Raw genomic sequence first — 22,706 nt, 5'->3', positions numbered from 1 at the left:
CTGAGCCAAACCTTTTCTACCCGAGCCTTCGATGCCCCGGCCCAACCGCCACACACTTTTCCCCTTCCTCGCCTGGCTCCCGCGCCAAACCCGCGCCAGCGTCGGACGCGATGCAATCGTCGGTCTCAGCGGCGCCGTGCTCGCGCTGCCGCAGTCGATTGCCTACGCGCTGATCGCGGGTCTCCCACCCGAGTACGGCCTGTATGCCGCGATCATCCCAGTATTGATCGCCTGCCTCTGGGGCTCATCCTGGCACCTGATCTGCGGCCCCACGGCGGCGATCTCCATTGTGCTCTACGCCAGCGTCAGTCCGTTGGCCGTGCCGGGGTCACAGGACTACATCACGCTGATCCTGCTGCTGACATTCCTTGCCGGGGTGTTTCAGTGGTTACTCGGCATGCTGCGCTTTGGCACTTTGGTGAATTTCGTCTCCCATTCGGTGGTGCTGGGTTTCACCCTGGGTGCTGCGGTCGTGATCGCACTGGGGCAGTTGCCCAACCTGCTGGGCCTGGATTTGCCGAGCCAGGCCACGGCAATCAAGAGTTTACTGGCGCTTGTGGATCACGGTGGAGAATGGGACCACGCCTCTCTCACCCTTGGCCTGGGCACTTTGTTGGTCGGCGCACTGCTCAAATACCTGGTGCCCCGCTGGCCGACGCTGTTGATCGCCCTGGCACTCGGCAGCCTGGCGGCGTGGCTGTGGCCAGCCCTGTTCGGACATGTGGCACGGGTCAGTTCGTTTATCGGCAAACTGCCACCGTTCAGCCCGTTGCCGATGGACCTGGACATGATCCTGCGCCTGCTGCCCAGCGCCGTGGCGGTGGGCATGTTGGGGCTGGTGACCAGCCTGTCGATTGCCCGCTCGCTGTCGGCGCGTTCACAGCAATTGCTTGATGCCAACCAGGAAGTCCGTGCGCAGGGTTTATCCAATATCGTTGGCGGATTTTTCTCCGGCTATCTGTCGGCCGGCTCCTTTACCCGCTCGGGCCTCAGCTATGAGGCGGGCGCCTGCTCGCCGTTGGCCGGCGTGTTTTCGGCGCTGTGGGTGGCGTTGTTCGCGTTGTTGGGTGCGGCGCTGATCGCGCACATTCCAATCCCGAGCATGGCCGCGAGCATCCTGCTGATTTGCTGGGGTTTGGTGGACCATCGCGGCATTCGCGCGTTGTTCCGCGTCAGTCGCGCTGAGTTTGTGGTGATGAGTCTGACGTGCGTGGCGACCTTGTTGCTGGAGCTGCAAACGGCGATTTACGCCGGGGTATTGGCGTCGCTGTTTTTCTATCTCAAACGCACGTCGCAACCTCGGGTTCAGCAATGGCGAGACGGGGATGAAGATGTGCTGCGGGTGGGCGGCTCGATCTTTTTTGGCGCCAGCCATTATCTGCAGGTACGCCTGCAAAGTTTGCAGGGCGAGCGGGTGGTGATTGAGGCGCAGCAGATCAACTTTATCGATTATTCGGGGGTGGAGATGCTGCACCAGGAAGCGCGGAGGTTGAAGGGGTTGGGGCGAAGTTTGACATTGCGCCGGGCCAGGCCGCAGGTGGTGGAAGAACTGAAGAAGCTCGAAGGACCGGCAAACTGCCCCCTCCATTTCGAAGACTGAACGCAGTTAAAACTGTGGGAGCTGGCTTGCCTGCGATAGCGGTGGATCAGCCATTACATCTGTATCTGCTGGACCGCCATCGCAGGCCAGCCAGCTCCCACATTAGATCTTCATGGGCGTGAAATCAGTTGGCAGCCAACTGCCGGCGCAGCTCAGCCAACACCGGCGCCGACTCCGGGCGCACACCGCGCCACAGGTAGAAAGCTTCGGCCGCTTGCTCCACCAACATGCCCAACCCATCCATTGCCACGGCTGCGCCTTGTTCAGTCGCCCAGCGGCAGAACGGGGTAGGTTCCTTGGCATACATCATGTCGTAGCAAAAGGTCTTACCCGGCTCGATCAGGCTGCCAGCAATCGGCGGTACATCGCCTGACAGGCTGGCCGACGTAGCGTTGATGATCACGTCCACCGGCTCACGCAGCCAGTCGAACCCACTGGCAGACACCGGGCCCAGATCGGCAAACAACTCGGCAAGCAACTCCGCCTTTTCCACCGTGCGGTTGGCGATGATCAGCGAAGCCGGCTGCTCGGCCAGTAACGGCTCCAGCGCGCCGCGCACCGCCCCACCGGCGCCCAGCAGCAGGATGCGTTTGCCTTGCAACGTCAACCCGGCGTTGACCTTGAGGTCGCGCACCAGGCCAGCACCGTCGGTGTTGTCGCCGAGCAAGGTGCCCTCGGCGAGTTTACTCAACGTGTTCACCGCGCCAGCGCGTTGGGCGCGCTCGGTGAGGGTGTTGGCCAGGCGGTAGGCGTCTTCCTTGAACGGCACAGTCACATTGGCGCCACGGCCTTGTAGGAAAAACTCACGGGCGCAGCCGGTGAAATCCGCAAGCGGCGCAAGCAAGGTGCTGTAGTCCAGTTGCTCGCCCGTCTGCTCGGCGAACATGCGGTGGATCAGCGGCGACTTGCTGTGGCCGATGGGGTTGCCAAATACCACATAACGATCCATCAGACCGCCGCCTTGGGCGCAGCGATGCCCAGCCAATCGCGGTCTTGCAGGAAGTAATCGGTAAGGCGCGCTTCTTCGCTGCCAGCCTCAGCCTTCCAGTCATAGCTCCAGCGCACTTGCGGCGGCAGCGACATCAGGATCGACTCAGTGCGCCCGCCCGATTGCAGGCCGAACAGGGTGCCACGGTCGTAGACCAGGTTGAATTCAACGTAGCGGCCGCGACGGAATTCCTGGAATTCGCGCTGTTGCTCGGTGTACGCGATGGCCTTGCGCCGTTGCACGATCGGCAGGTAGGCGTCGATAAAAGCGTCGCCGATGGCGCGGATGAAGGCGAAGCAGGTGTCGAAGTCCCACTCGTTCAAGTCATCGAAGAACAGGCCGCCAATGCCACGCGGTTCGTTGCGGTGCTTGATATGAAAATAACTGTCGCACCAAGCCTTATAGCGCGAATACACGTCCGCGCCGAATGGCGCACAGGCCTGCTCGGCCACGCGGTGCCAGTGGATGCAGTCTTCTTCGTTACCGTAGTAGGGCGTGAGGTCGAAGCCGCCGCCAAACCACCACACCGGCTCTTCGCCTTCTTTTTCGGCGATGAAAAAGCGCACGTTGGCATGAGAGGTCGGCACATGGGGATTATGCGGGTGGATCACCAGCGACACGCCCAGGGCCTCAAAGCCGCGACCGGCCAACTCTGGGCGATGCGCGCTCGCGGACGGTGGGAGACCGCTGCCAAATACGTGGGAAAAGTTAACGCCGCCTTTTTCAATCACCGAACCGTTTGCGATCACACGGGTGCGACCGCCGCCGCCCGCAGGCCGGGTCCAGGCGTCTTCGATAAAACGAGTGTCCGTCTCGAAGGTTTCCAGGGCGCTGCAAATGCGGTCTTGCAGGTCAAGCAGGTAGGCTTTTACGGCCTCGGTGCGGGTAGTCATGGCATCACCTTGAATCGGGCAAAGCTACGCGAAGCCATTGGGCGTCGGCGGCAAATGGGCGCACAGGATAACACCGCACCCCATTGCGTCGCAGTTGACGAAGATCAAGCTTAGGAGTTCGATAGGCGGCTACGCGAGTTCGAACCAAGGAGAAGGCAGATGGCAAAACGTATCCAGTTCAGTGCCCATGGCGGCCCCGAAGTGCTTGAGTATGTCGACTACACGCCAGCGGAGCCTGGCCCGCAGCAGGTTCGCGTGCGTAACGAGGCGATCGGCCTGAACTTCATCGACACCTATTTCCGCAGTGGTCTGTACGCGCCGCCAGCCCTGCCATCGGGCTTGGGCGCAGAAGGCGCCGGCGTGGTCGACGCGGTCGGCAGCGAAGTCACCCAATTCAAGGTCGGCGACCGTGTGGCCTACGGCAGTGGTCCGTTGGGTGCCTACAGCCAATTGCACGTGCTGCCCGCCGCCCACCTGGTGCACCTGCCGGACGAGATCAGCTTTGAACAAGCGGCCGGCGCCATGCTCAAGGGCCTGACCGTACAGTACCTGCTGCGCCAGACCTATGAAGTGAAAGCCGGTGAAACCATCCTGTTCCACGCCGCTGCCGGTGGCGTGGGCTCGCTGGCCTGCCAATGGGCCAACGCCCTGGGCGTGAAGTTGATCGGTACCGTCAGTTCGCCGGAAAAGGCCGAACTGGCCAAATCCCTCGGCGCCTGGGAAACCATCGACTACAGCAAGGAAAACGTCGCACAGCGTGTGCTGGAATTGACCGACGGCAAAAAAGTGCCGGTGGTGTACGACGGCGTCGGCAAGGACACTTGGCTGACCTCGCTGGACAGCGTGGCGCCGCGCGGGCTGGTGGTGAGCTTCGGCAACGCGTCAGGCGCGGTGGATGGGGTGAACCTGGGGATTCTGTCGGCCAAGGGCTCGCTGTATGTCACCCGGCCTACCTTGGCGACCTATGCCAATAACCCGCAGAACTTGCAGGCGATGGCTGATGACCTGTTCTCGATGATCAAGAGCGGCAAGGTGCGTATTGATATCAACCAGCGGTATGCGCTGGCGGATGCGGCGAAGGCGCAGACGGCGTTGTCGGGGCGGCGGACTACTGGGTCGACCATTCTCCTGCCATAAGGCTATGGATATCTGGAGTCTGTAAGGGCCTCATCGCGGGCAAGCCCGGCTCCCACATTTGACCGCGTTGTCATGAAGGACACCGATCAACTGTGGGAGCCGGGCTTGCCCGCGATGGCCATGACTCGGTCTCAGGAAGGCCGCACCACCTCACCCGTCACCAAATCCCGAATCAGGCTCGGGTTCTTGCGCCCACCCAACGCACCACCCAACACCAGATCCACCTGCCCACGGAAATACTGCTCCACGCGAATCCGTGTGCGCGCAGCCGGGCGCCCCTGAGGGTTGGCCGAGGTGGAAATCAACGGCCCCACCAACGAGCACAAATCCCGCACCAGCGGATGATCAGTGACCCGCACCGCCACGGTGTCGTGCACACCTGTTACCCATTCCGGCAGCAACCCCTGGTGAGGCACCAGCCAGGTGTTCGGGCCAGGCCAGGTGCTGGCCATGCGATCGATCCAATCCTGCGGGAAGTCTTCGAACAGAAAGTCGAACTGGCGGATATTGTCCGCCACCAGGATCAGGCCCTTGTCCACCGAGCGGTTCTTGATGGCGAGCAAACGGTCCACTGCTTCTTCATTCCACGGGTCGCAGCCCAAGCCCCAGACCGCTTCGGTCGGATAGGCAATCACCGCGCCTGCGCGAATTTCTCGTGCGGTTTCCAGCACACGCCACCGGTTGACCATTGTTTACTCTCCAGACTAAAGCTCTGCGCAGTTTACCGATCTTCTTTACAAAACCTAGCAGCGCGCAAGCCAGCGCCCATTTTCACAGATAACCTGACCTTCCAGCTCCAACTCGGTCAGCGTCGCCAGCACCTGGGACAACGGGCGCCCGCTGGCAATCACCAAGGCCTCACTGGTCTGGGGTGCTGCGTGCAACAGCGCCACCAGCGGATGGATGACAGGCATCGGCGCCGGGCGCGACAGCGCTTGCCAGCCACGCAAACCTTCAAGGATGTGCTCGATGGTCTCCACCAGCACAGCGCCGTCGCGGATCAACTGATGACAGCCCTTGGCGCCGGGATGATGGATGGAGCCCGGGATCGCATACACCTCACGCCCCTGTTCGGCGGCCAGCTTCGCGGTGATCAGCGAACCACTGGCCATGCTGGCTTCCACCACCAGTACGCCCAGGGACAAACCACTGATGATCCGGTTACGCCTGGGGAAGTTGCTGGCCTGGGGCGGTGCGTCCAGTGGAAACTCGGAAACCACGGCGCTGCCTTGGTCAATCATCGCCTCCGCGAGCCGTCTGTGGCGTTGTGGATAAAAATTTTCGAGCCCAGTGCCGAGTACGCCGATTGTCTGACCGCCCACATCCAATGCCGCTTGATGGGCTGCGCCGTCGATGCCTAATGCAAGGCCACTGGTGATGACAAAACCGGCGCTCGCCAGACTGCGCGAAAACGCAGCGGCGGTGTCCATACCAGGACGAGAAGCGCGACGACTTCCGACCATCGCCAGTTGCGGTCTTTCCAGGATTGAAGGGTCACCGGCGACGAATAAAAGCGGCGGCGCATCGTCAATCTCGGCGAGCAGAGCGGGGTACTCCGGTTGGTCCCACATCAGCAAATGCTGGGTCGGGCACGCCAGCCAGGCCAATGCCGCACTGGCGCCGTCGCGGATCTCATGACTGCGCCGGGCATCGGCGCTGATGGCTGGCAACCCCAGCGAACGCCAGGCACTCGCAGGCGCGCTGATGGCCTTTGACGCCGAGCCGAACGCTTCGATCAGTAAGCGAAAACGCTTCGGACCCAGTTCCGGCAGCCTGTGCAAGCGTAGTCGGGCTTCCAGTTCTGACGGGGATACTTCGCGGTTGTTTATGGGATGCATGTGATCGTCCTTGACCGGAACAAGCTGTGGATAACTCTGTTGGTAACTTATTTAGCAGGCTATTTATTGTGTTTGATGGGCAGTCTTGAAACGGTCCATTACCGCCAGCGGCCGTGAAGCACTGAGCACCAGGCCGTAACTGAGCTTTTCGTAGGTGCGAAACACCAGCAGGGTGCCGGCGCGTTCATCAGGGAGTTGCGTCGGCGCGCCAGTGAGGCTGTCGCGGACGGTGGCGCCGGTCTTGATCACGCTGAGCAGTTGGCCTTCGACCAGACCATCGCGTCGGCCTTTGTTGAGGGTCACCGCGTCGAGCACGCCGATGTGCGTAACACCCTTGGGGATATCGATGATGTGTCCTTCAACAAAGGGCACGGTGGGCGCGGTCGCAAGCGTTGTCGGATCGATAGGCGGTTGTGCACGCAGCAAGCGGTCTCCGGGGCGCACCTCCTGCGTGACGCGCTGTACGGTCAGGGTAGTAAGGTCGCCCGCCACGACAAATCGCGCAGTACCAATGTCGTCAGCGTTAACGCCCAACAGCTCTTTAGTCACCGGGTCGGTGTAAACCTTGCCTCGTCGGAATATTCCGTAATTCGGCTGGGAAGGCTCCAAGTCGCCCCTGGCATATACCCGCTCGCCATTGGCACCCAGCACTCGGCCAGCATGGGCGGCAACGATGTACGGCGCGTTGTCCAGGTCTCGAGGCGAATCAAGAATGCGGTTATGCAGTAAAAAGCGCTGGATAGCCTGTTGCGTCGGCTGATCCAGCCGCTGCACAGGCGGCGGCACCAGGGCCATGGCGAACGGGGGCCACAACAGCAAGACGAGTAGCGATTTCCTCATGGGGTGAATCTCCTTTATTATGTGCGTTCGCGTGAAATGCCAGAGCCTTCGCGGCTTTTGGGTGTTTCACACCGGCGGTCTGGGTCCATCCCAACGCCGATTTGCCTCTACCTCACATGTGCAGCAATTACGCTTATGGCTATTTTGAACATCCTCGAATTCCCCGACTCGCGCCTGCGCACTGTCGCCAAGCCGGTGGCCGTAGTGGACGACAAGGTTCGTCAGTTGGTCGATGACATGTTTGAAACAATGTATGAAGCCCCGGGCATCGGCCTCGCCGCTACCCAGGTCAACGTGCATTTGCGTGTCGTGGTCATGGACCTGTCGGAAGACCGCAGCGAGCCGCGGGTGTACATCAACCCCGAGTTCGAACCGCTGACCGAAGAGATGGGCGAATACCAGGAAGGCTGCCTGTCGGTGCCGGAGTTCTATGAGAACGTCGAGCGACCGCTGCGCGTGAAGATCAAGGCCCTGGACCGCGACGGCAAGCCGTTCGAGCTGATCGCCGAAGGCCTGCTGGCGGTGTGCATCCAGCACGAGTGCGACCACCTCAACGGCAAGCTGTTTGTCGATTACCTGTCGACGCTCAAGCGCGACCGGATCAAGAAGAAGCTGGAAAAAAAGCATCGCCAGCAAGCTTGATGCCCTCCTTCCAAAGGCTTGCTGCGGCAAGCCTTTTTCTTTTGTGACTGCTTTTAACCGAGACCACCCATGACCGAGCCACTGCGCATTGTTTTTGCCGGCACTCCTGAATTCGCGGCCGAACACCTGAAGGCACTGCTTGCCAGCCCTTATGACATCGTCGCGGTGTACACCCAGCCGGATCGCCCGGCCGGTCGTGGGCAAAAACTGATGCCGAGCCCGGTCAAGCAACTGGCGCTGGAACACAACATTTCCGTGCTGCAGCCGCCAACCCTGCGTAACACCGAGGCTCAGGCCGAGCTGGCGTCCCTGAAGCCGGACCTGCTGGTGGTGGTGGCCTACGGCTTGATCCTGCCGCAAGTGGTGCTGGATATTCCGCGCCTGGGTTGCATCAACAGCCATGCGTCGCTGCTGCCGCGCTGGCGCGGCGCGGCGCCGATCCAGCGCGCGGTGGAGGCGGGTGACAGCGAAAGCGGCGTAACCGTAATGCGCATGGAGGCGGGTCTGGACACCGGCCCGATGCTGCTGAAAGTCACCACCCCGATCACCGCCCAAGACACCGGCGGCAGCCTGCACGATCGCCTTGCCGAGCTGGGCCCGCCCGCCGTAATCCAGGCCATCGCCGGCCTGGCTGCCGGCACCCTGGAAGGCGACGTGCAGGACGACAGCCTGGCCACCTACGCCCACAAGCTGAACAAAGACGAAGCGCGCATCGACTGGAGGCGCCCGGCCGTGGAGCTGGAACGCCTGGTACGCGCCTTCAACCCGTGGCCGATCTGCCACAGCACCCTCAACGGCGAAGCCTTGAAAGTACTGGCCGCGACCCTGGCCGAGGGCACAGGCGCGCCGGGTGAAATCATCGGCGCCAGCAAGGACGGCCTGTTGGTCGCTTGTGGCGAACAGGCGCTGTGCCTGACCCGTCTGCAATTGCCCGGTGGCAAGGCGCTTAATTTCAGCGATTTGTTCAACAGCCGTCGTGAGAAGTTTGCCCTGGGCACTGTTCTCGGGGTGGTCGCCCAATGAACCCGCGTCTGGCCGCCGCCAAGGCCCTTGCCGCCGTGCTCAACGGCAAGGCATCGCTGAACAGTTCGCTGCCCACGCAGATGGATAAGGTTGAAGACCGTGATCGCGGCTTCACCCAGGACCTGGCCTTTGGCACTGCTCGTTGGCAGCCACGCTTGTCGGCACTGGCCGCCAAGTTGCTGCAAAAGCCGTTCAAAGCTGCGGATGCCGACGTCGAGGCGCTGCTGCTGGTGGGCCTCTATCAGTTGCTCTACACCCGCGTACCCGCTCACGCCGCCATCGGCGAGACGGTCGGTTGCGCCGACAAGCTGAAAAAGCCCTGGGCCAAGGCCTTGCTCAACGCCGTGCTGCGCCGCGCCCAGCGCGAGAGTGAAGCGCTGCTGGCCGAACTGGAACATGACCCGGTGGTGCGCACCGCCCATCCGCGCTGGCTGCAAAAATCGTTGAAGGCGTTCTGGCCTGAGCAATGGGAAGCCATTTGCGCAGCCAACAATGCGCACCCGCCGATGATCCTGCGGGTCAATCGCCGTCATCACAGCCGCGACGCCTACCTGCAATTGCTCACCGACGCTGGCATCAACGCTACGCCGTGCGTGTACAGCGTCGACGGCATCGTGCTCGAAGCGGCCGCCGATGTGCGCAGCCTGCCGGGCTTTGCAGAAGGCTGGATCAGCGTGCAGGATGAAGCCGCACAATTGGCTGCCGACCTGCTCGACTTGGCGCCCGGCCAACGCGTGCTCGACGCCTGCTGCGCACCTGGCGGTAAGACCTGTCACATTCTGGAAGTCGAAACAGACCTCGCCGGTGTCGTCGCTGTCGACCTCGAAGCCAAGCGCCTGGTGCGCGTGCGGGAAAACCTTGCACGCCTGGGCCTCAGCGCCGAGCTGATCGCCGCCGATGGCCGTCACACCGCCACCTGGTGGGACGGCAAACCGTTCCAGCGCATTCTGCTCGATGCACCGTGCTCCGCCACCGGTGTGATCCGCCGCCACCCAGACATCAAGCTCACCCGCCAACCCGACGACATTGCCGCCCTGGCCGTGCTGCAAGGCGAGCTGCTCGACGCGCTGTGGCCGACCCTGGAAGTCGGCGGCATCCTGCTCTACGCCACGTGCTCCACCTTGCCGACTGAAAATACCGAGGTGATCGAAGCCTTCCTCGCCCGCACCAGTGGTGCTCGGGAGCTGGATCTCGCCACAACCGCCGGCATCAAGCAGCCCCACGGTCGCCAACTGCTGGCGCAAGAAGGCGGACACGATGGCTTCTACTACGCCAAACTGATCAAGATTGCCGCCGCGCGCGGCTGAATGGTTTTAAGGGAGTGACCGGATGAAAATCATCATCCTTGGAGCAGGGCAGGTCGGCGGCACGCTGGCTGAACATTTGGCCAGCGAAGCCAACGACATCACCGTGGTCGACACCGACGCCGAGCGCCTGCGCAACCTCGGCGACCGCCTCGACATCCGCACCGTACAAGGCCGCGCGTCGTTCCCGACGGTGCTGCGCCAGGCCGGTGCCGATGACGCGGATATGCTGGTGGCTGTGACCAACAGCGACGAAACCAACATGGTCGCCTGCCAGGTCGCTCACACCCTGTTCCACACCCCGACCAAAATTGCCCGTGTGCGCGAAGCGGCCTACCTGACCCGCGCCGGTTTGTTCGACAACGACGCGATTCCAGTGGACGTATTGATCAGCCCGGAACAGGTGGTCACCCACTACATCAAGCGCTTGATCGAAATTCCGGGCGCCTTGCAGGTAATCGACTTTGCTGGCGGCAAGGCGCAACTGGTCGCGGTGAAGGCCTATTACGGCGGCCCACTGGTCGGCCAGCAACTGCGCCAGTTGCGTGAGCACATGCCCAACGTGGAAACCCGCGTCGCGGCGATTTTCCGGCGGGATCGGCCGATCCTGCCGCAGGGCGATACGGTGATCGAAGCCGACGACGAAGTCTTCTTCATCGCCGCCAAGGCGAATATTCGTGCCGTCATGAGCGAAATGCGCCGACTCGATGAGACCTACAAGCGCATCGTCATCGCGGGCGGCGGGCAGATCGGCGAGCGATTGGCCGAGGCCATCGAAAGCCGCTATCAGGTGAAGATTATCGAGATGAGCCCGGCACGCTGCCGGCATTTGTCCGACACCCTCGACAGCACCGTCGTACTCCAAGGCAGCGCCTCGGACCGCGACCTGCTGATGGAGGAGAACATTGCCGACGCGGATATCTTCCTGGCCCTGACCAACGATGACGAAGCCAACATCATGTCCTCCTTGCTGGCCAAGCGGCTGGGCGCGAAGAAGGTGATGACCATCATCAACAACCCGGCCTATGTCGACCTGATCCAGGGCGGCGATATCGACATCGCCATCAGCCCGCAGCTGGCCACCATCGGCACCTTGCTCGCCCACGTGCGCCGGGGCGACATCGTCAGCGTGCACTCCCTGCGCCGTGGCGCGGCGGAAGCCATCGAGGCCATTGCCCACGGTGACTCGAAGTCGAGCAAGGTGATCGGCAAGGCCATCCGCGATATCGGCTTGCCGCCGGGGACGACCATCGGCGCGATTATTCGTGACGAAGAGGTGATCATTGCCCACGACGATACGGTGATCGAAACCGGGGACCATGTGATCCTGTTCCTGGTGGATAAGAAACATATCCGCGATGTGGAGAAACTGTTCCACGTGGGGTTGAGCTTCTTCTAAATCGGGTATTCCACTGTGGCGAGGGAGCTTGCTCCCGTTGGACTGCGTAGCGGTCCCGTAGATTTTGCGAGCGCTTCGCACTCGAGCGGGAGCAAGCTCCCTCGCCACAACAGCCTTCTTTCGCTCAAGGTGACAGTAAATGCTCGAATCCCTGGAAAAAATGCTCGCCAAGGGCGTGGATAACTCACTGCTTCGCTTTGGTTTGGGCAAGGGTTATCTGGACTTGAAGGAAAACGCCAAGGCAGCGGAGCATTTGCACAAATGCGTCGAGTTCGATCCTAAGTATTCGGCGGCTTGGAAGCTGTTGGGCAAGGCACATATGGGATTGGAGGATCGCGCAGCGGCACGGCTGGCGTGGGAGAAGGGCATCGAAGCGGCCCAGGCCCATGGTGATAAACAGGCCGAAAAAGAGATGACGGTGTTCTTGAAGAAACTCGATCGCCAAACTTGAGCCGATCTTCTGTGGGAGCTGGCTTGCCTGCGATGCAGGCAACTCGGTCTCTCAGTTACACCGAGGTGATGCCATCGCAGGCAAGCCAGCTCTCACATTAGATCTTCACGGGTCTTGAGTCAGAGGTGGCTCAGTACCACCGCGCCTCACCCGGCGGGCGTTTCTTGAAGCGCTTCATGCTCCACATGTACTGGCTCGGGTAAGCGCCGACATACCGCTCCACCACCTTGCTCATCGCCGCGCAGGACGTGGCGGTGTCGGTGCTGTACATATCTTCCGGCGCCGCTTCCAGGATCACTTTGTAACCCGAACCGTCCGGCAGCCGCAGCGCATGCAGGAACACGCCGACCGCTTTGTGGCCCGCCAACATATTTGGCACAAACTTGCTGGTCAGCGCCTGGGTGGCGAAGAACGGTACGAAGATCCCCGCAGATTCCGCCGGCTCCGGGTCCGCCGGAATACCCACCTGGCCGCCCTTACGCACTTCCTTGATCACACTGAGGATGCCTTCCTTGGTCGACGCCGCCACCCGGTTACCCAGTTGCACCCGCTGCTTGCGCAGCAACTCATCCACTGCCTTGAGCTTGGGCGGCCGGTAAAAAATGATGGGTTTGCACTGGTTGCAATAGAAATGGTTCAGCACTTCCCAGTTGCCCAGGTGGCTGGTGATGCCGACCACGCCTTTGCCCGAAGCCAAGGCTTCGTGCAGCACGTCCAGGCCTTCGACTTCGCGCACCAGGTCGATGGAGCGCTGGGCTGGCCAGATCCAGGCGCAGGCGCTTTCGGTGAGGGACTTGCCGATGTCCATCAGGCTGCGGCCGACTAACGCTTCGCGCTCGGCGGGGTCCATGTCGGGGAAGCATTTGGAAAGATTGATCCGCACCGTCTCGCGGGAACGGTTAGGGGTTTTCCACATGATCCAGCCAATCGCCGTGCCGACGGCCTGGACTGCGCGCCAAGGCAGCAGGGCAAACAACCGGAGAGCGCCTACCAGCAAGGCGCCTTTAAACTTTTCCACAGGTCACTCCTGTTCGTGTGTGGTGCGCAAAGCGGGCATTCTAACCGGCGTTGGCCAAGTCCGCGTAACGGTCGCAGTCCTGAGTGTGGTCCATGACCATCCCCGAAGCCTGCATGAACGCGTAGCAAATGGTTGGCCCGACAAAGGTGAAGCCGGCTTTTTTCAGGGCTTTGCTCATGGCTTCGGCCTCGGGCGTGATCGCCGGGACTTCACTGCGGTCCTTGAAATGATTGACCTTGGGTTTGCCGCCGACAAACGACCAGAGCAACCCCGCTGGGTCGTCCAATTCCAGCCAGGCCGCAGCGTTGCGTCGAGTGGCGTTGAGCTTGAGTCGATTGCGCACGATGCCAGGATCCTGCATCAGGGCTTCGATCTCGCCATCGCTCAACTGCGCCAACCGTTGCGCATCAAACCCGAACAAGACCTTTCGATAATGCTCGCGTTTGCGTAAAACGGTGATCCAGGACAGGCCCGCCTGGAACCCTTCGAGCAAAAGCAACTCGAACAAACCCTGCGCATCGCGCAGCGGCGTTCCCCACTCCTGATCGTGATAAGCCATGTACAGCGGATCTTCAGAACACCAAAAGCAGCGTGGCATAAGGCTCCAGGGGATGGTGGCGCGGCCGAATCGGGTATACTCCCGCTCTTTAAATCGCAGCCCAAGTAACAGGTGAATTTCGTGAGCCAGCCTACGCCAGCCGTGCGTACCTTCCAAGACTTGATCCTCGCCCTCCAGCAATACTGGGCCGAGCAAGGTTGTGTGGTACTTCAGCCCTACGATATGGAAGTAGGCGCCGGCACTTTCCACACCGCTACCTTCCTGCGGGCCATCGGCCCGGAAACCTGGAACGCCGCTTATGTGCAGCCCAGTCGTCGCCCGACTGACGGCCGCTACGGCGAAAACCCGAACCGTCTGCAGCACTACTACCAGTTCCAGGTGGTATTGAAGCCGAACCCGGACAACTTCCAGGAACTGTACCTGGGCTCGCTCAAACACGTCGGCCTGGACCCACTGGTGCACGACATCCGTTTCGTCGAAGACAACTGGGAATCGCCAACCTTGGGCGCCTGGGGCCTGGGCTGGGAAGTCTGGCTCAATGGCATGGAAGTGACGCAGTTCACTTACTTCCAGCAAGCGGGCGGCATCGAGTGCTACCCGGTGACTGGCGAAATCACCTACGGCCTCGAGCGCCTGGCCATGTACCTGCAGGGCGTGGACTCGGTCTACGACCTGGTGTGGGCTGACGGTCCGTTCGGCAAGGTCACCTACGGCGATGTGTTCCACCAGAACGAAGTGGAGCAGTCCACCTACAACTTCGAACACGCCAACGTCGACAAGCTGTTCGAACTGTTCGACTTCTATGAAAGCGAAGCCAAGCGCCTGATCGAACTCGACCAGCCGCTGCCGTTGCCAAGCTATGAAATGGTGTTGAAGGCGTCCCATACCTTCAACCTGCTGGATGCGCGCCGTGCTATCTCGGTGACCGCGCGTCAACAATACATCTTGCGTGTACGCACGCTGGCGCGTTCCGTCGCCCAAGCCTACCTGCTGGCTCGCGCCAAGCTGGGCTTCCCGATGGCAACCCCGGACCTGCGTGATGAAGTGTTGGCTAAGCTGGAGGCTGCACAATGAGTGCTCAAGATTTCCTGGTTGAACTGGGCACCGAAGAGCTGCCACCCAAGGCTCTCAACACACTGGCCGACGCGTTCCTGGCCGGTATCGAAAAAGGCCTGCAAAGCGCTGGCTTGAAGTTCGAAGCGAAGAAGGTCTACGCCGCGCCACGTCGCCTGGCCGTACTGCTGACCGCACTGGAAACCCAGCAGCCGGACCGCAGCATCAACATCGACGGCCCGCCACGCCAGGCTGCGTTCGACGCCGAAGGCAACCCGACTCAAGCCGCCCTTGGCTTCGCCAAGAAGTGTGGCGTCGAGCTGAGCGAGATCGACCAGAGCGGCCCGAAACTGCGGTTCAGCCAGGTCATCACTGGCAAACCGACCGCCAGCTTGTTGCCCACCATCGTTGAAGACTCGCTGAACGACTTGCCGATCCCGAAGCGCATGCGCTGGGGCGCACGCAAAGAAGAGTTCGTACGTCCGACCCAGTGGCTGGTAATGCTGCTCGGTGACCAGGTCATCGACTGCACGATCCTCGCCCAAACAGCAGGTCGTGACTCCCGTGGTCATCGCTTCCACCACCCGCAAGCTGTGCGCATCACTTCGCCGGCCAACTACGCCGCCGACCTGCGTGCCGCCTACGTGCTGGCCGACGCCAATGAGCGTCGCGAGTTGATCAGCAAGCGCACCGAGGAGCTGGCCCGCCTGCAGGAAGGCACCGCTATCGTGCCGCCAGGCCTGCTCGACGAAGTGACCGCATTGGTCGAATGGCCGGTGCCGCTGGTGTGCTCGTTCGAAGAACGTTTCCTCGATGTGCCGCAAGAAGCGCTGATCACCACCATGCAGGACAACCAGAAGTATTTCTGCCTGCTGGACGTTGACGGTAAGTTGCTGCCGCGTTTTATCACCGTGGCCAACATCGAGAGCAAGGACCCGCAGCAGATCATCGCCGGTAACGAGAAAGTCGTTCGCCCGCGCCTGACCGACGCCGAGTTCTTTTTCAAGCAAGACAAAAAGCAGAAGCTCGAAGACTTCAACCTGCGCCTGCAAAACGTGGTGTTCCAGGAAAAACTCGGCAGCGTCTACGACAAGGCCGTGCGGGTTTCCAAGCTGGCCGCTTATATTGCGCCACGCATTGGCGGCGATGCTGCTTGGGCGGCGCGTGCGGGCATGCTGTCCAAGTGCGACCTGGCCACCGAGATGGTCGGCGAGTTCCCGGAGATGCAAGGTGTTGCCGGCTACTACTATGCGCTCAACGACGGCGAGCCGGATGACGTTGCCTTGGCGCTGAACGAGCAGTACATGCCGCGCGGTGCTGGCGCTGAGTTGCCAAGCACCCTGACCGGTGCAGCCGTGGCCATCGCTGACAAGCTCGACACGCTCGTTGGCATCTTTGGTATCGGCATGCTGCCCACCGGCAGTAAAGACCCGTATGCCTTGCGCCGTGCGGCCCTGGGCGTGTTGCGCATCCTGATCGACAAGAAGCTGGACCTCGACCTGACCCAGGCCGTGGTGTTCGCGGTCGGCCAGTTCGGTGCCAAGGTCAAGCAAGCCGGCCTCGCCGAGCAAGTGCTGGAATTCGTGTTCGACCGCCTGCGCGCGCGCTACGAAGATGAAGGCGTGGATGTGTCGGTGTACCTGTCTGTGCGTGCCCTGCAACCGGGTTCGGCGTTGGACTTCGACCAGCGCGTACAAGCCGTGCAGGCCTTCCGCAAACTGCCGGAAGCCGACGCATTGGCTGCCGTGAACAAGCGTGTGTCGAACCTGCTGAGCAAGGCCGAAGGCCTGGGCAACGCTGACGTCGACCCTGGCCTGTTCGCCGATGCCAAGGAGTTCTCGCTGAACTCAGCCATCGCCAAGGCTGAAAACGCAGTGAAACCGCTGATCGCTGAGCGTAATTACGCCGAAGCACTGGCGCGCCTGGCGACCTTGCGTGAGCCGGTGGATGCGTTTTTCGAAGCCGTGATGATCAATGCCGAAGATGCAGGCGTGCGGAAAAACCGCTACGCCATGCTCGCGCGTCTGCGTGGCTTGTTCGTCAACATCGCTGACATTTCGACGCTGAGCTGACCATGGTGAAACTGCTGATTCTCGATCGGGACGGGGTGATCAATTACGACTCCGACGCTTACATCAAGTCGGTGGCGGAATGGGTTCCACTGCCCGGCTCGATCGAGGCCATCGCGCAGTTGAGCAAAGCCGGCTGGACGGTGGCCATCGCCACCAACCAGTCCGGCATCGCCCGTGGCTACTACGACATCGCAACCCTGGACGCCATGCACACGCGCCTGCGCACCTTGGTGGCCGAGCAGGGTGGCGAGGTAGGGTTGGTGGTGTATTGCCCCCACGGGCCGGATGAGGGCTGCGATTGCCGCAAACCCAAACCCGGCATGTTGAAAACCATTGCAGAACATTACAAGGTGCCCTTGGCTGGGATATGGTTCGTCGGGGACAGCCTCGGTGACCTGGAGGCGGCCAAAGCCGTCGACTCTCAGCCAGTTTTGGTTAAGACCGGAAAAGGCGAAAAGACCCAGGCGAAAAACCTGCCGGTAGGCACTTTGATTTTTGACGATCTGGCGGCCGTGGCCGCAGAACTTATCAACAACTAGCTGCCCTCGACTTCCTGACCAAGGATGTTCGGGAGAGCGCTTTTAACAGGCGGGCGTTGTCCCGCAACGGTAAATGCCGCCATGTCGATTTTGCAGGCCATCAGAACCTTTTTCTTTTACCTGCTGCTGGGCACCAGTTCGTTTCTCTGGTGCACCCTGAGCTTTTTTATTGCACCGTTCCTGCCATTCAAAGCGCGTTATCGCTTTATCAATGTCTATTGGTGCCGTTGCGCGTTGTGGTTGACCAAGGTGTTCCTGGGCATTCGCTTCGAGATCAAAGGCGCGGAAAATGTCCCGGATCAGCCTTGCGTGATTCTGTCGAACCACCAGAGCACCTGGGAGACGTTCTTTCTTTCGGCGTACTTCTCACCGTTGAGCCAGGTGCTCAAGCGTGAGCTGCTGTATGTGCCGTTCTTCGGCTGGGCCATGGCCATGTTGCGTCCGATCGCCATTGACCGTGACAACCCTAAGGCAGCGCTCAAGCACGTGGCCAAGAAAGGCGACGAGCTGCTCAAGGATGGCGTTTGGGTACTGATCTTCCCCGAAGGTACACGTGTGCCCTTCGGCACCGTAGGCAAGTTCTCACGCGGGGGTACGGCTTTGGCGGTCAACGCTAACCTGCCAGTGCTGCCGATTGCGCATAACGCCGGCAAATTCTGGCCAAAGACTGGCTGGGCCAAACGCGCGGGGACTATCACGGTGGTCATTGGCGAGCCGATGTACGCCGAAGGTGAAGGACCACGGGCAATTGCCGCGCTGAATGACCGTGCCCAGGCATGGAATCAAGCGCAGCAACGGGCGATGGGTTCGCTGCCGCCGGAGCCGATTGTGGTCGACACACCGGTCATCTGAGTATCTGTGGATAAGCTGTGCACGGTTTGTTGGCAAATCGCCTTTTTCTTCTTATAAGAATCTGATTTTATTACATATTTCCAGAGCTCATAAAATCACGAAAAACGTGCATAAGTTTTTTCAGCATAAAAAAACCGGTCCTTGTGACCGGTTTTTTATGCACAGCAGTAAAGTCGATTTTTTCAATCTTCCAGCAGCGGCAGTTGCAGGCTGAACGTGGTGCCTTTGCCCACCACGCTTTCGCAACTGATGTGCCCACCGTGGCGCTCCACCACGGCTTTGACCATGGTCAGCCCTAACCCTAATCCCTCGCTACCCTGGGCTGAATCGAAGCGACGGTATTGGCTGAACAGTTCCGGCAAGTCCTCTTCGGCAATCCCTGGGCCTTGGTCACTGATGCGACATTCCAACCAGCCTTGCGCACTGCTGTGCCTCAACCTCACGGTCGTACCGGAGGACGAATACTTGATGGCGTTCTCCAACACGTTAAACAGCGCACGAGTGAGCAGTGACTGGTCAGCCGAGACCATACCCTCATCGGCTTCATCCAGGTCGTGAACCAGATGGATCCCCTTCAGGTGGGCGATCACCGCCACTTGATCAAAGGCATCCATTACCAACATGGCGAACAACGTGGGCTGGAACTGGTAACCGTCAGCCTCGGCTTTCGCCAGTTGCACGAAGGATTCGGTGAGGCTCAGGGCGCGTCGAACTTGTTGTTCGATCTGAGCAAAGACCGGTGACTCGCCGTTATGCACATCCAGCAGCGCGAGGATTGCCGAATGTGGTGCGCGCAGGTCGTGAGAGAGGAACCGTAACATGGTCTCGCGGTGTTGCTGGGCTTCGCGCTCCTTACTCAAGTCCGTCAGGCTTAGCAGCCATCCCAGTGCAACATCGCCCTCGGCCGGTAGCAACGGCGCGAGCTCCATGCGCAGGCTGCGCTGGTGGATGTCCCGGAACTCGACGAGCTCCAGCGCTGAGAGGGCAGGGCGGACGCCATTGTGCAGCGGCGGGTAGCCGAGGTCTGCCAGTTGCTCCAACAGGTTTTCATTGACCAGGACATTACCGAATACTTCGCGGGCGATGCGGTTGGCCAGCAGGATATTGCCCTTGGGATCGGTAATCAGCGTCGCTACCGGCAAACACTCCAGACCGTCGGCCATGAAGCGTCGTGTGTCGCGCGTGCGGCTTACGGCTTGTTCCAGGGCAAAGATACGCGCCTGTAACACGTCGCCTTTGCTGGCGGGCGCACGGCGACGTTCGGGCAGTACTTTGGGTTCGTTATCAAGCCGGGTCAGTTCCCAGCCGAAGTAGGCGATGATCACGCTGAGACGACGCCAGTTCCAGATCAGGTAGCTGAGCAACAAGCCGATCAAACAGGCCGCGGGCGACCACCAATGGCCGAGGCGCAACAACGCCCAGGCACCCAGCAGTGAGGTGGCCATGCAGCCCAGGGTCATCCAGAGCGCATAGCGCGGTCGGTAGAGCAGCAGGCCCAGCAGCAACGCCACCAGAGAGGTCGCCATCAGCGCCGCGAGCCAGCCCGGCAGATCAACGATGCTGCGGCCTTGCAGCAAGCCATTGAGCACGTTGGCCTGGATCTCCACGCCTGCCGTGTTGCCGACCGTGGAGGAGAGCGGCGTGACGAACCGATCGCCCATCCCGGAAGCCGTCGACCCGACCAGGATCAGGCGATTGCGCAGCTGCTCGGGAGGTACTTCACCGCGCAGGACACTGACATAGGACACACTGGGAAAACGCGCCTGTGGCGCGATAAACGGGATACGGATGGCATGTTCACGATGCCAGGATTGGGTGATCGACTGCTGAGGTTCACCCGGCATCTCTGATAACTCGCCACTCATCTCGTAGGCCAGCCAGGCCAGTTGCGGCGCCGTGGCATCGGGTGGACCTTCACGCATATATAGGCTGCGGACCACGCCATCACTGTCCGCCTCTACATTGATATGGCCCACGCCCTTGGCGCATTTGAGCAACGGCAGCATCTGCGCGCCGGGTTGGCTGTAGCTCGCTGTACCTTCGCGCACCAGCGGCAACACAACATTGCCGGCGTTGCAGACCGACTCGGCCAGGCGCTTATCATGGGTGGGGTCGCCGGGTTCGCTGAAGATCACATCGAACAGAATACCCGCCGGCTGGGCGGCACTCAGACGGTCGATCAGATCCGCGTGCAGGCTTCGCGGCCAGGGCCATTGGCCAAGCTTTTTCAGGCTGGGATCATCGATGGTCACCAGCAGGATGCGCGGGTCGACCGGCAGGGGAGTGAGACGGCGCAGGCTGTCGTACAACGGATTATTCAGAGCCAGGCCTGGGCTCAATGACAGGTAAGCGGTAAAGGGCAGCAGCAGCAAACCGATCCATAACCACTCACGCACCAAGCCGTGGAACAGGCGCTGAGCATGGGTAGGATGACGTTTCTCGGTCTTGCGCCAGAGCATCATTGGTCAATGTGCCTGAGTGGTGGGCGGGTAGTAAAAAATGTCATAGACCCCGGTTTCTCCCTCCAGGCCGTTTTCGTCGTATGCCGATAGGCGCACGTGATAGAACGAGGCTTTGAGCCCAGTGAAGCTCATTTTCGGCACGCTGGAAAAATTTTCCTGCTTGATGTTCATAAAGGCTTTATCAGTGGCGACTTGGGCGCGGTATCGCTGGGCGCCGGGCAACGGCCGAAGGTACAAACTCCAGACGGGTGCGTCGCCTTTCTGGCCATCCTGCCCAACAAGCTTCGGTGCGGCGAGCAGTTCCACGGGTTTCAGCTCACCCTGTGTCTTGAAAAGCAGACCTTGGCGGGCGCCCACTTTTACCTCGTTTTCCACTGGCTTGCTTTTCATCTCGCGTTTGACCGCTACCTGGCCGTCCAGCACTTCGAGCACCGATTGCTGCGCGTCATTGCGCACCCGAAAGTGGGTACCTCGCACGCCCAGCACACCCACCGGCGTCACGATCTGGAAACGGTCATGGTCACTGGCGCGCTTGATCACATAGGCCTCGGCCTGGCCCTGTTCGAGCACGACCTGGGGAATCGAAAGCTTTTTCTCCAGGTGCAATCGCACTTGGGAGCTGGCGGGCAACACCACACGGGAACCATCGCCGAGCAACAGGCTGACAAACGCGGTCGACGAGGTCTTCACGCCTTCCTGTTCATCAATGGTCATGCCTTCAAGCAAAGGGCTCGCCTTGCCCTTGGGATCGAGCTTCCAGGCGTCCCCCGTGAGGTGCAGGACTACTGCCGGCAAAGGCTGGGCGCGACACAGCTGGTTGTCATCAATGTAAGGCGAGCGAATCTTGGCGGCAGCATCCACAGAACCGAACACCATGATCAACAATGAGGGGAGGGCAAGGCGCAAGCAGTTGGGGGAAAGGATCATGGTGCTCATCACGGTTGGGATTCCAGAGGGCATCTGACATCAGCACACACGAGTTTACGACAGCGCATGCGTCGGCTGATCCTTTTCCTTACGGTCGGGAGCCGGTATCTTTCCCCCATCGGTATCGAAGACTTTCAATGGGTTAATAGCTCATTGATGTCATCGTATAGAGAGATCCAAGGGGTCGACGAATCTGAGCACAATTATTCAGATTCAAAGACCGGCATCTGCGCTGTATGTGCCTGTAAATAAACCGGCCGACGGCTGCTGTACTCTTCAAGAAAGGACCCACTCATGCGTGTCGCAATACTGGATGACGAGCCCGCGGAATTGCGACGGGTGGAACAGACACTGCGACAAATCCCCAGCACCGCCGAACAGCCCTGGACCCTGCATTGCTTCGAACGCGGTGAAGACCTGCTACGCCAACTGCGTCGCGAAACCTTCGACCTGTTGATACTCGACTGGCAACTGCCGGACATCACCGGTATCGCGCTGCTGCGCTGGACCCGTGAACACATGGAGTCGCCACCCGCGGTAATCATGCTCACCAGCCGTGATGCCGAGAGCGATATCGTCACTGCGCTGAACAGCGGCGCCGATGATTACGTCAGCAAACCCTTTCGTCCTAATGAGTTGAAAGCACGAGTCACCGCGGTTCTACGTCGCCACGGCCTGCAGAAGTCAGCAACTCACGAAGTACAGAGTTTTAATGACCTGACCTTTGACGATGCTGAACTGACAGTGACGCGCGCAGGTAAACCGATCAACCTCACCGAACGTGAGTATCGTCTGGCTAGCTGCTTGTTTGCCAACCTGGCGCGGCCACTGTCCCGAGAGTATCTCTACGAGCGGTTCTGGACCCATGAAGAAATGGTCTCGTCGCGGCCGCTCGATACGCATATCTATCGGCTGCGCAACAAGCTGGGGTTGACCGCAGACCGCGGTTGGCAGTTGCTGACGATCTACGGGTACGGGTATCGGTTGGAGAGTGTGGCAGCGGCATCTCAAGACTGAAAATGATGATGTTCCACGTGGAGCATTTGGAAAGTCACCCATCTGCACTCAATAAAAAAGGCCAACGCTAAGCGTTGGCCTTTTTTGTGTTT

Annotated in this window: 21 protein-coding genes; 12 read left to right on the top strand and 9 right to left on the bottom strand. The window is 60.7% G+C overall.

Going from position 1 to position 22,706, the window contains the following annotated elements; translation table 11 throughout:
• The first annotated feature begins 31 nt into the window (after nt 1-31).
• The gene (locus tag AB4O35_RS06215; protein WP_065875596.1) at nt 32-1,600 is read left to right on the top strand and encodes a SulP family inorganic anion transporter; all 1,569 of its coding nucleotides are present in this window, start codon (nt 32-34) and stop codon (nt 1,598-1,600) included.
• A gap of 124 nt (nt 1,601-1,724) precedes the next feature.
• Here the strand turns inward: AB4O35_RS06215 and aroE are convergent, their stop codons facing one another.
• Both aroE and hemF read right to left on the bottom strand, forming a co-directional pair.
• The gene (gene aroE / locus AB4O35_RS06210) at nt 1,725-2,549 is read right to left on the bottom strand and encodes a shikimate dehydrogenase (RefSeq protein WP_065891276.1); all 825 of its coding nucleotides are present in this window, start codon (nt 2,547-2,549) and stop codon (nt 1,725-1,727) included.
• A complete protein-coding gene (gene hemF, locus AB4O35_RS06205) occupies nt 2,549-3,481 on the bottom strand; it encodes an oxygen-dependent coproporphyrinogen oxidase (protein WP_065875594.1) in 933 nt (310 codons plus the stop codon). Before hemF ends, aroE begins: the two co-directional genes overlap by 1 nt.
• A 159-nt stretch (nt 3,482-3,640) precedes the next feature.
• Between hemF and AB4O35_RS06200 the strand changes: the two genes are divergently transcribed.
• Nucleotides 3,641-4,618 carry a quinone oxidoreductase family protein gene (locus AB4O35_RS06200; RefSeq protein WP_460149569.1) on the top strand — a complete coding sequence of 326 codons (978 nt, stop codon included), beginning with the start codon at nt 3,641-3,643 and terminating at the stop codon, nt 4,616-4,618.
• Nucleotides 4,619-4,749: 131 nt separating this feature from the next.
• Here AB4O35_RS06200 and AB4O35_RS06195 read toward each other — a convergent pair whose 3' ends face one another.
• The 3 genes from AB4O35_RS06195 to AB4O35_RS06185 all read right to left on the bottom strand — a co-directional run bounded on the left by AB4O35_RS06195 (nt 4,750) and on the right by AB4O35_RS06185 (nt 7,296).
• The gene (locus tag AB4O35_RS06195) at nt 4,750-5,307 is read right to left on the bottom strand and encodes an L-threonylcarbamoyladenylate synthase type 1 TsaC (RefSeq protein ID WP_012721468.1); all 558 of its coding nucleotides are present in this window, start codon (nt 5,305-5,307) and stop codon (nt 4,750-4,752) included.
• Between the two features lie 54 nt (nt 5,308-5,361).
• Entirely contained in the window at nt 5,362-6,456 is a 1,095-nt protein-coding gene (gene dprA / locus AB4O35_RS06190) for a DNA-processing protein DprA (RefSeq protein ID WP_065946094.1), read from the bottom strand.
• A 63-nt stretch (nt 6,457-6,519) separates the two neighbouring features.
• Nucleotides 6,520-7,296, bottom strand: coding sequence for a peptidoglycan-binding protein (locus tag AB4O35_RS06185; RefSeq protein ID WP_065946093.1), 777 nt, complete (start codon nt 7,294-7,296; stop codon nt 6,520-6,522).
• A gap of 135 nt (nt 7,297-7,431) precedes the next feature.
• Here AB4O35_RS06185 and def point away from each other — a divergent pair, with 135 nt between their 5' ends.
• From def to AB4O35_RS06160, 5 genes are all read left to right on the top strand, one after another.
• The gene (def, locus tag AB4O35_RS06180; RefSeq protein ID WP_049710796.1) at nt 7,432-7,938 is read left to right on the top strand and encodes a peptide deformylase; all 507 of its coding nucleotides are present in this window, start codon (nt 7,432-7,434) and stop codon (nt 7,936-7,938) included.
• Between the two features lie 69 nt (nt 7,939-8,007).
• On the top strand, nt 8,008-8,961 hold the full coding sequence (fmt, locus tag AB4O35_RS06175) for a methionyl-tRNA formyltransferase (RefSeq protein WP_065946092.1): 954 nt from the start codon (nt 8,008-8,010) through the stop codon (nt 8,959-8,961).
• Complete coding sequence (gene rsmB, locus AB4O35_RS06170) at nt 8,958-10,268, top strand: 16S rRNA (cytosine(967)-C(5))-methyltransferase RsmB (RefSeq protein WP_065880345.1); 1,311 nt, start codon at nt 8,958-8,960, stop codon at nt 10,266-10,268. The genes fmt and rsmB overlap by 4 nt, the downstream gene beginning before the upstream one ends.
• Before the next feature lie 22 nt (nt 10,269-10,290).
• Complete coding sequence (trkA, locus tag AB4O35_RS06165) at nt 10,291-11,664, top strand: Trk system potassium transporter TrkA (RefSeq protein ID WP_065875588.1); 1,374 nt, start codon at nt 10,291-10,293, stop codon at nt 11,662-11,664.
• Between the two features lie 139 nt (nt 11,665-11,803).
• Complete coding sequence (locus AB4O35_RS06160) at nt 11,804-12,115, top strand: tetratricopeptide repeat protein (RefSeq protein WP_065875587.1); 312 nt, start codon at nt 11,804-11,806, stop codon at nt 12,113-12,115.
• Nucleotides 12,116-12,245: 130 nt separating this feature from the next.
• Here the strand turns inward: AB4O35_RS06160 and AB4O35_RS06155 are convergent, their stop codons facing one another.
• Together AB4O35_RS06155 and AB4O35_RS06150 are read right to left on the bottom strand one after the other, a co-directional pair.
• A complete protein-coding gene (locus AB4O35_RS06155) occupies nt 12,246-13,133 on the bottom strand; it encodes a lysophospholipid acyltransferase (protein ID WP_065875586.1) in 888 nt (295 codons plus the stop codon).
• Nucleotides 13,134-13,173: 40 nt separating this feature from the next.
• Nucleotides 13,174-13,731: a DNA-3-methyladenine glycosylase I gene (locus AB4O35_RS06150; protein WP_065875585.1), complete on the bottom strand. Its 558-nt coding sequence runs from the start codon at nt 13,729-13,731 to the stop codon at nt 13,174-13,176.
• 81 nt (nt 13,732-13,812) lie between these two features.
• On the opposite strand from AB4O35_RS06150, the gene glyQ reads away from it, so the two are divergent.
• From glyQ to AB4O35_RS06130, 4 genes are all read left to right on the top strand, one after another.
• A complete protein-coding gene (gene glyQ / locus AB4O35_RS06145) occupies nt 13,813-14,766 on the top strand; it encodes a glycine--tRNA ligase subunit alpha (protein ID WP_003187265.1) in 954 nt (317 codons plus the stop codon).
• Entirely contained in the window at nt 14,763-16,817 is a 2,055-nt protein-coding gene (glyS, locus tag AB4O35_RS06140) for a glycine--tRNA ligase subunit beta (RefSeq protein WP_065875584.1), read from the top strand. The genes glyQ and glyS overlap by 4 nt, the downstream gene beginning before the upstream one ends.
• A 2-nt stretch (nt 16,818-16,819) precedes the next feature.
• Entirely contained in the window at nt 16,820-17,356 is a 537-nt protein-coding gene (gene gmhB / locus AB4O35_RS06135) for a D-glycero-beta-D-manno-heptose 1,7-bisphosphate 7-phosphatase (RefSeq protein WP_175403036.1), read from the top strand.
• An 81-nt stretch (nt 17,357-17,437) separates the two neighbouring features.
• Nucleotides 17,438-18,208 carry a lysophospholipid acyltransferase family protein gene (locus AB4O35_RS06130; protein WP_049710804.1) on the top strand — a complete coding sequence of 257 codons (771 nt, stop codon included), beginning with the start codon at nt 17,438-17,440 and terminating at the stop codon, nt 18,206-18,208.
• Between the two features lie 182 nt (nt 18,209-18,390).
• On the opposite strand, the gene AB4O35_RS06125 is transcribed toward AB4O35_RS06130, so the two are convergent.
• Together AB4O35_RS06125 and AB4O35_RS06120 are read right to left on the bottom strand one after the other, a co-directional pair.
• Entirely contained in the window at nt 18,391-20,670 is a 2,280-nt protein-coding gene (locus AB4O35_RS06125; RefSeq protein ID WP_065946091.1) for a CHASE2 domain-containing protein, read from the bottom strand.
• Nucleotides 20,671-20,673: 3 nt separating this feature from the next.
• A complete protein-coding gene (locus tag AB4O35_RS06120; RefSeq protein ID WP_065946090.1) occupies nt 20,674-21,606 on the bottom strand; it encodes a FecR family protein in 933 nt (310 codons plus the stop codon).
• Between the two features lie 285 nt (nt 21,607-21,891).
• Between AB4O35_RS06120 and AB4O35_RS06115 the strand changes: the two genes are divergently transcribed.
• Nucleotides 21,892-22,614, top strand: coding sequence for a response regulator transcription factor (locus tag AB4O35_RS06115; RefSeq protein WP_049710807.1), 723 nt, complete (start codon nt 21,892-21,894; stop codon nt 22,612-22,614).
• Nucleotides 22,615-22,706: the final 92 nt, after the last annotated feature.

This window comes from Pseudomonas sp. H1_A03 (assembly GCF_054685145.1).
The sequence above is the reverse complement of the archived record's forward strand: the minus strand, read 5'-3'. Positions and strand labels throughout refer to the sequence as shown.

Coding starts and splice junctions, on each gene's coding strand:
- AB4O35_RS06150 (WP_065875585.1), bottom strand. CDS start 13,731: ATGCCACGCTGCTTTTGGTGTTCTGAAGATCCGCTGTACATGGCTTAT.
- AB4O35_RS06160 (WP_065875587.1), top strand. CDS start 11,804: ATGCTCGAATCCCTGGAAAAAATGCTCGCCAAGGGCGTGGATAACTCA.
- AB4O35_RS06200 (WP_460149569.1), top strand. CDS start 3,641: ATGGCAAAACGTATCCAGTTCAGTGCCCATGGCGGCCCCGAAGTGCTT.
- AB4O35_RS06185 (WP_065946093.1), bottom strand. CDS start 7,296: ATGAGGAAATCGCTACTCGTCTTGCTGTTGTGGCCCCCGTTCGCCATG.
- AB4O35_RS06195 (WP_012721468.1), bottom strand. CDS start 5,307: ATGGTCAACCGGTGGCGTGTGCTGGAAACCGCACGAGAAATTCGCGCA.
- trkA (WP_065875588.1), top strand. CDS start 10,291: ATGAAAATCATCATCCTTGGAGCAGGGCAGGTCGGCGGCACGCTGGCT.
- AB4O35_RS06120 (WP_065946090.1), bottom strand. CDS start 21,606: ATGAGCACCATGATCCTTTCCCCCAACTGCTTGCGCCTTGCCCTCCCC.
- AB4O35_RS06125 (WP_065946091.1), bottom strand. CDS start 20,670: ATGATGCTCTGGCGCAAGACCGAGAAACGTCATCCTACCCATGCTCAG.
- dprA (WP_065946094.1), bottom strand. CDS start 6,456: ATGCATCCCATAAACAACCGCGAAGTATCCCCGTCAGAACTGGAAGCC.
- aroE (WP_065891276.1), bottom strand. CDS start 2,549: ATGGATCGTTATGTGGTATTTGGCAACCCCATCGGCCACAGCAAGTCG.
- glyS (WP_065875584.1), top strand. CDS start 14,763: ATGAGTGCTCAAGATTTCCTGGTTGAACTGGGCACCGAAGAGCTGCCA.
- def (WP_049710796.1), top strand. CDS start 7,432: ATGGCTATTTTGAACATCCTCGAATTCCCCGACTCGCGCCTGCGCACT.
- gmhB (WP_175403036.1), top strand. CDS start 16,820: ATGGTGAAACTGCTGATTCTCGATCGGGACGGGGTGATCAATTACGAC.
- fmt (WP_065946092.1), top strand. CDS start 8,008: ATGACCGAGCCACTGCGCATTGTTTTTGCCGGCACTCCTGAATTCGCG.
- rsmB (WP_065880345.1), top strand. CDS start 8,958: ATGAACCCGCGTCTGGCCGCCGCCAAGGCCCTTGCCGCCGTGCTCAAC.
- AB4O35_RS06215 (WP_065875596.1), top strand. CDS start 32: ATGCCCCGGCCCAACCGCCACACACTTTTCCCCTTCCTCGCCTGGCTC.
- AB4O35_RS06130 (WP_049710804.1), top strand. CDS start 17,438: ATGTCGATTTTGCAGGCCATCAGAACCTTTTTCTTTTACCTGCTGCTG.
- AB4O35_RS06115 (WP_049710807.1), top strand. CDS start 21,892: ATGCGTGTCGCAATACTGGATGACGAGCCCGCGGAATTGCGACGGGTG.
- hemF (WP_065875594.1), bottom strand. CDS start 3,481: ATGACTACCCGCACCGAGGCCGTAAAAGCCTACCTGCTTGACCTGCAA.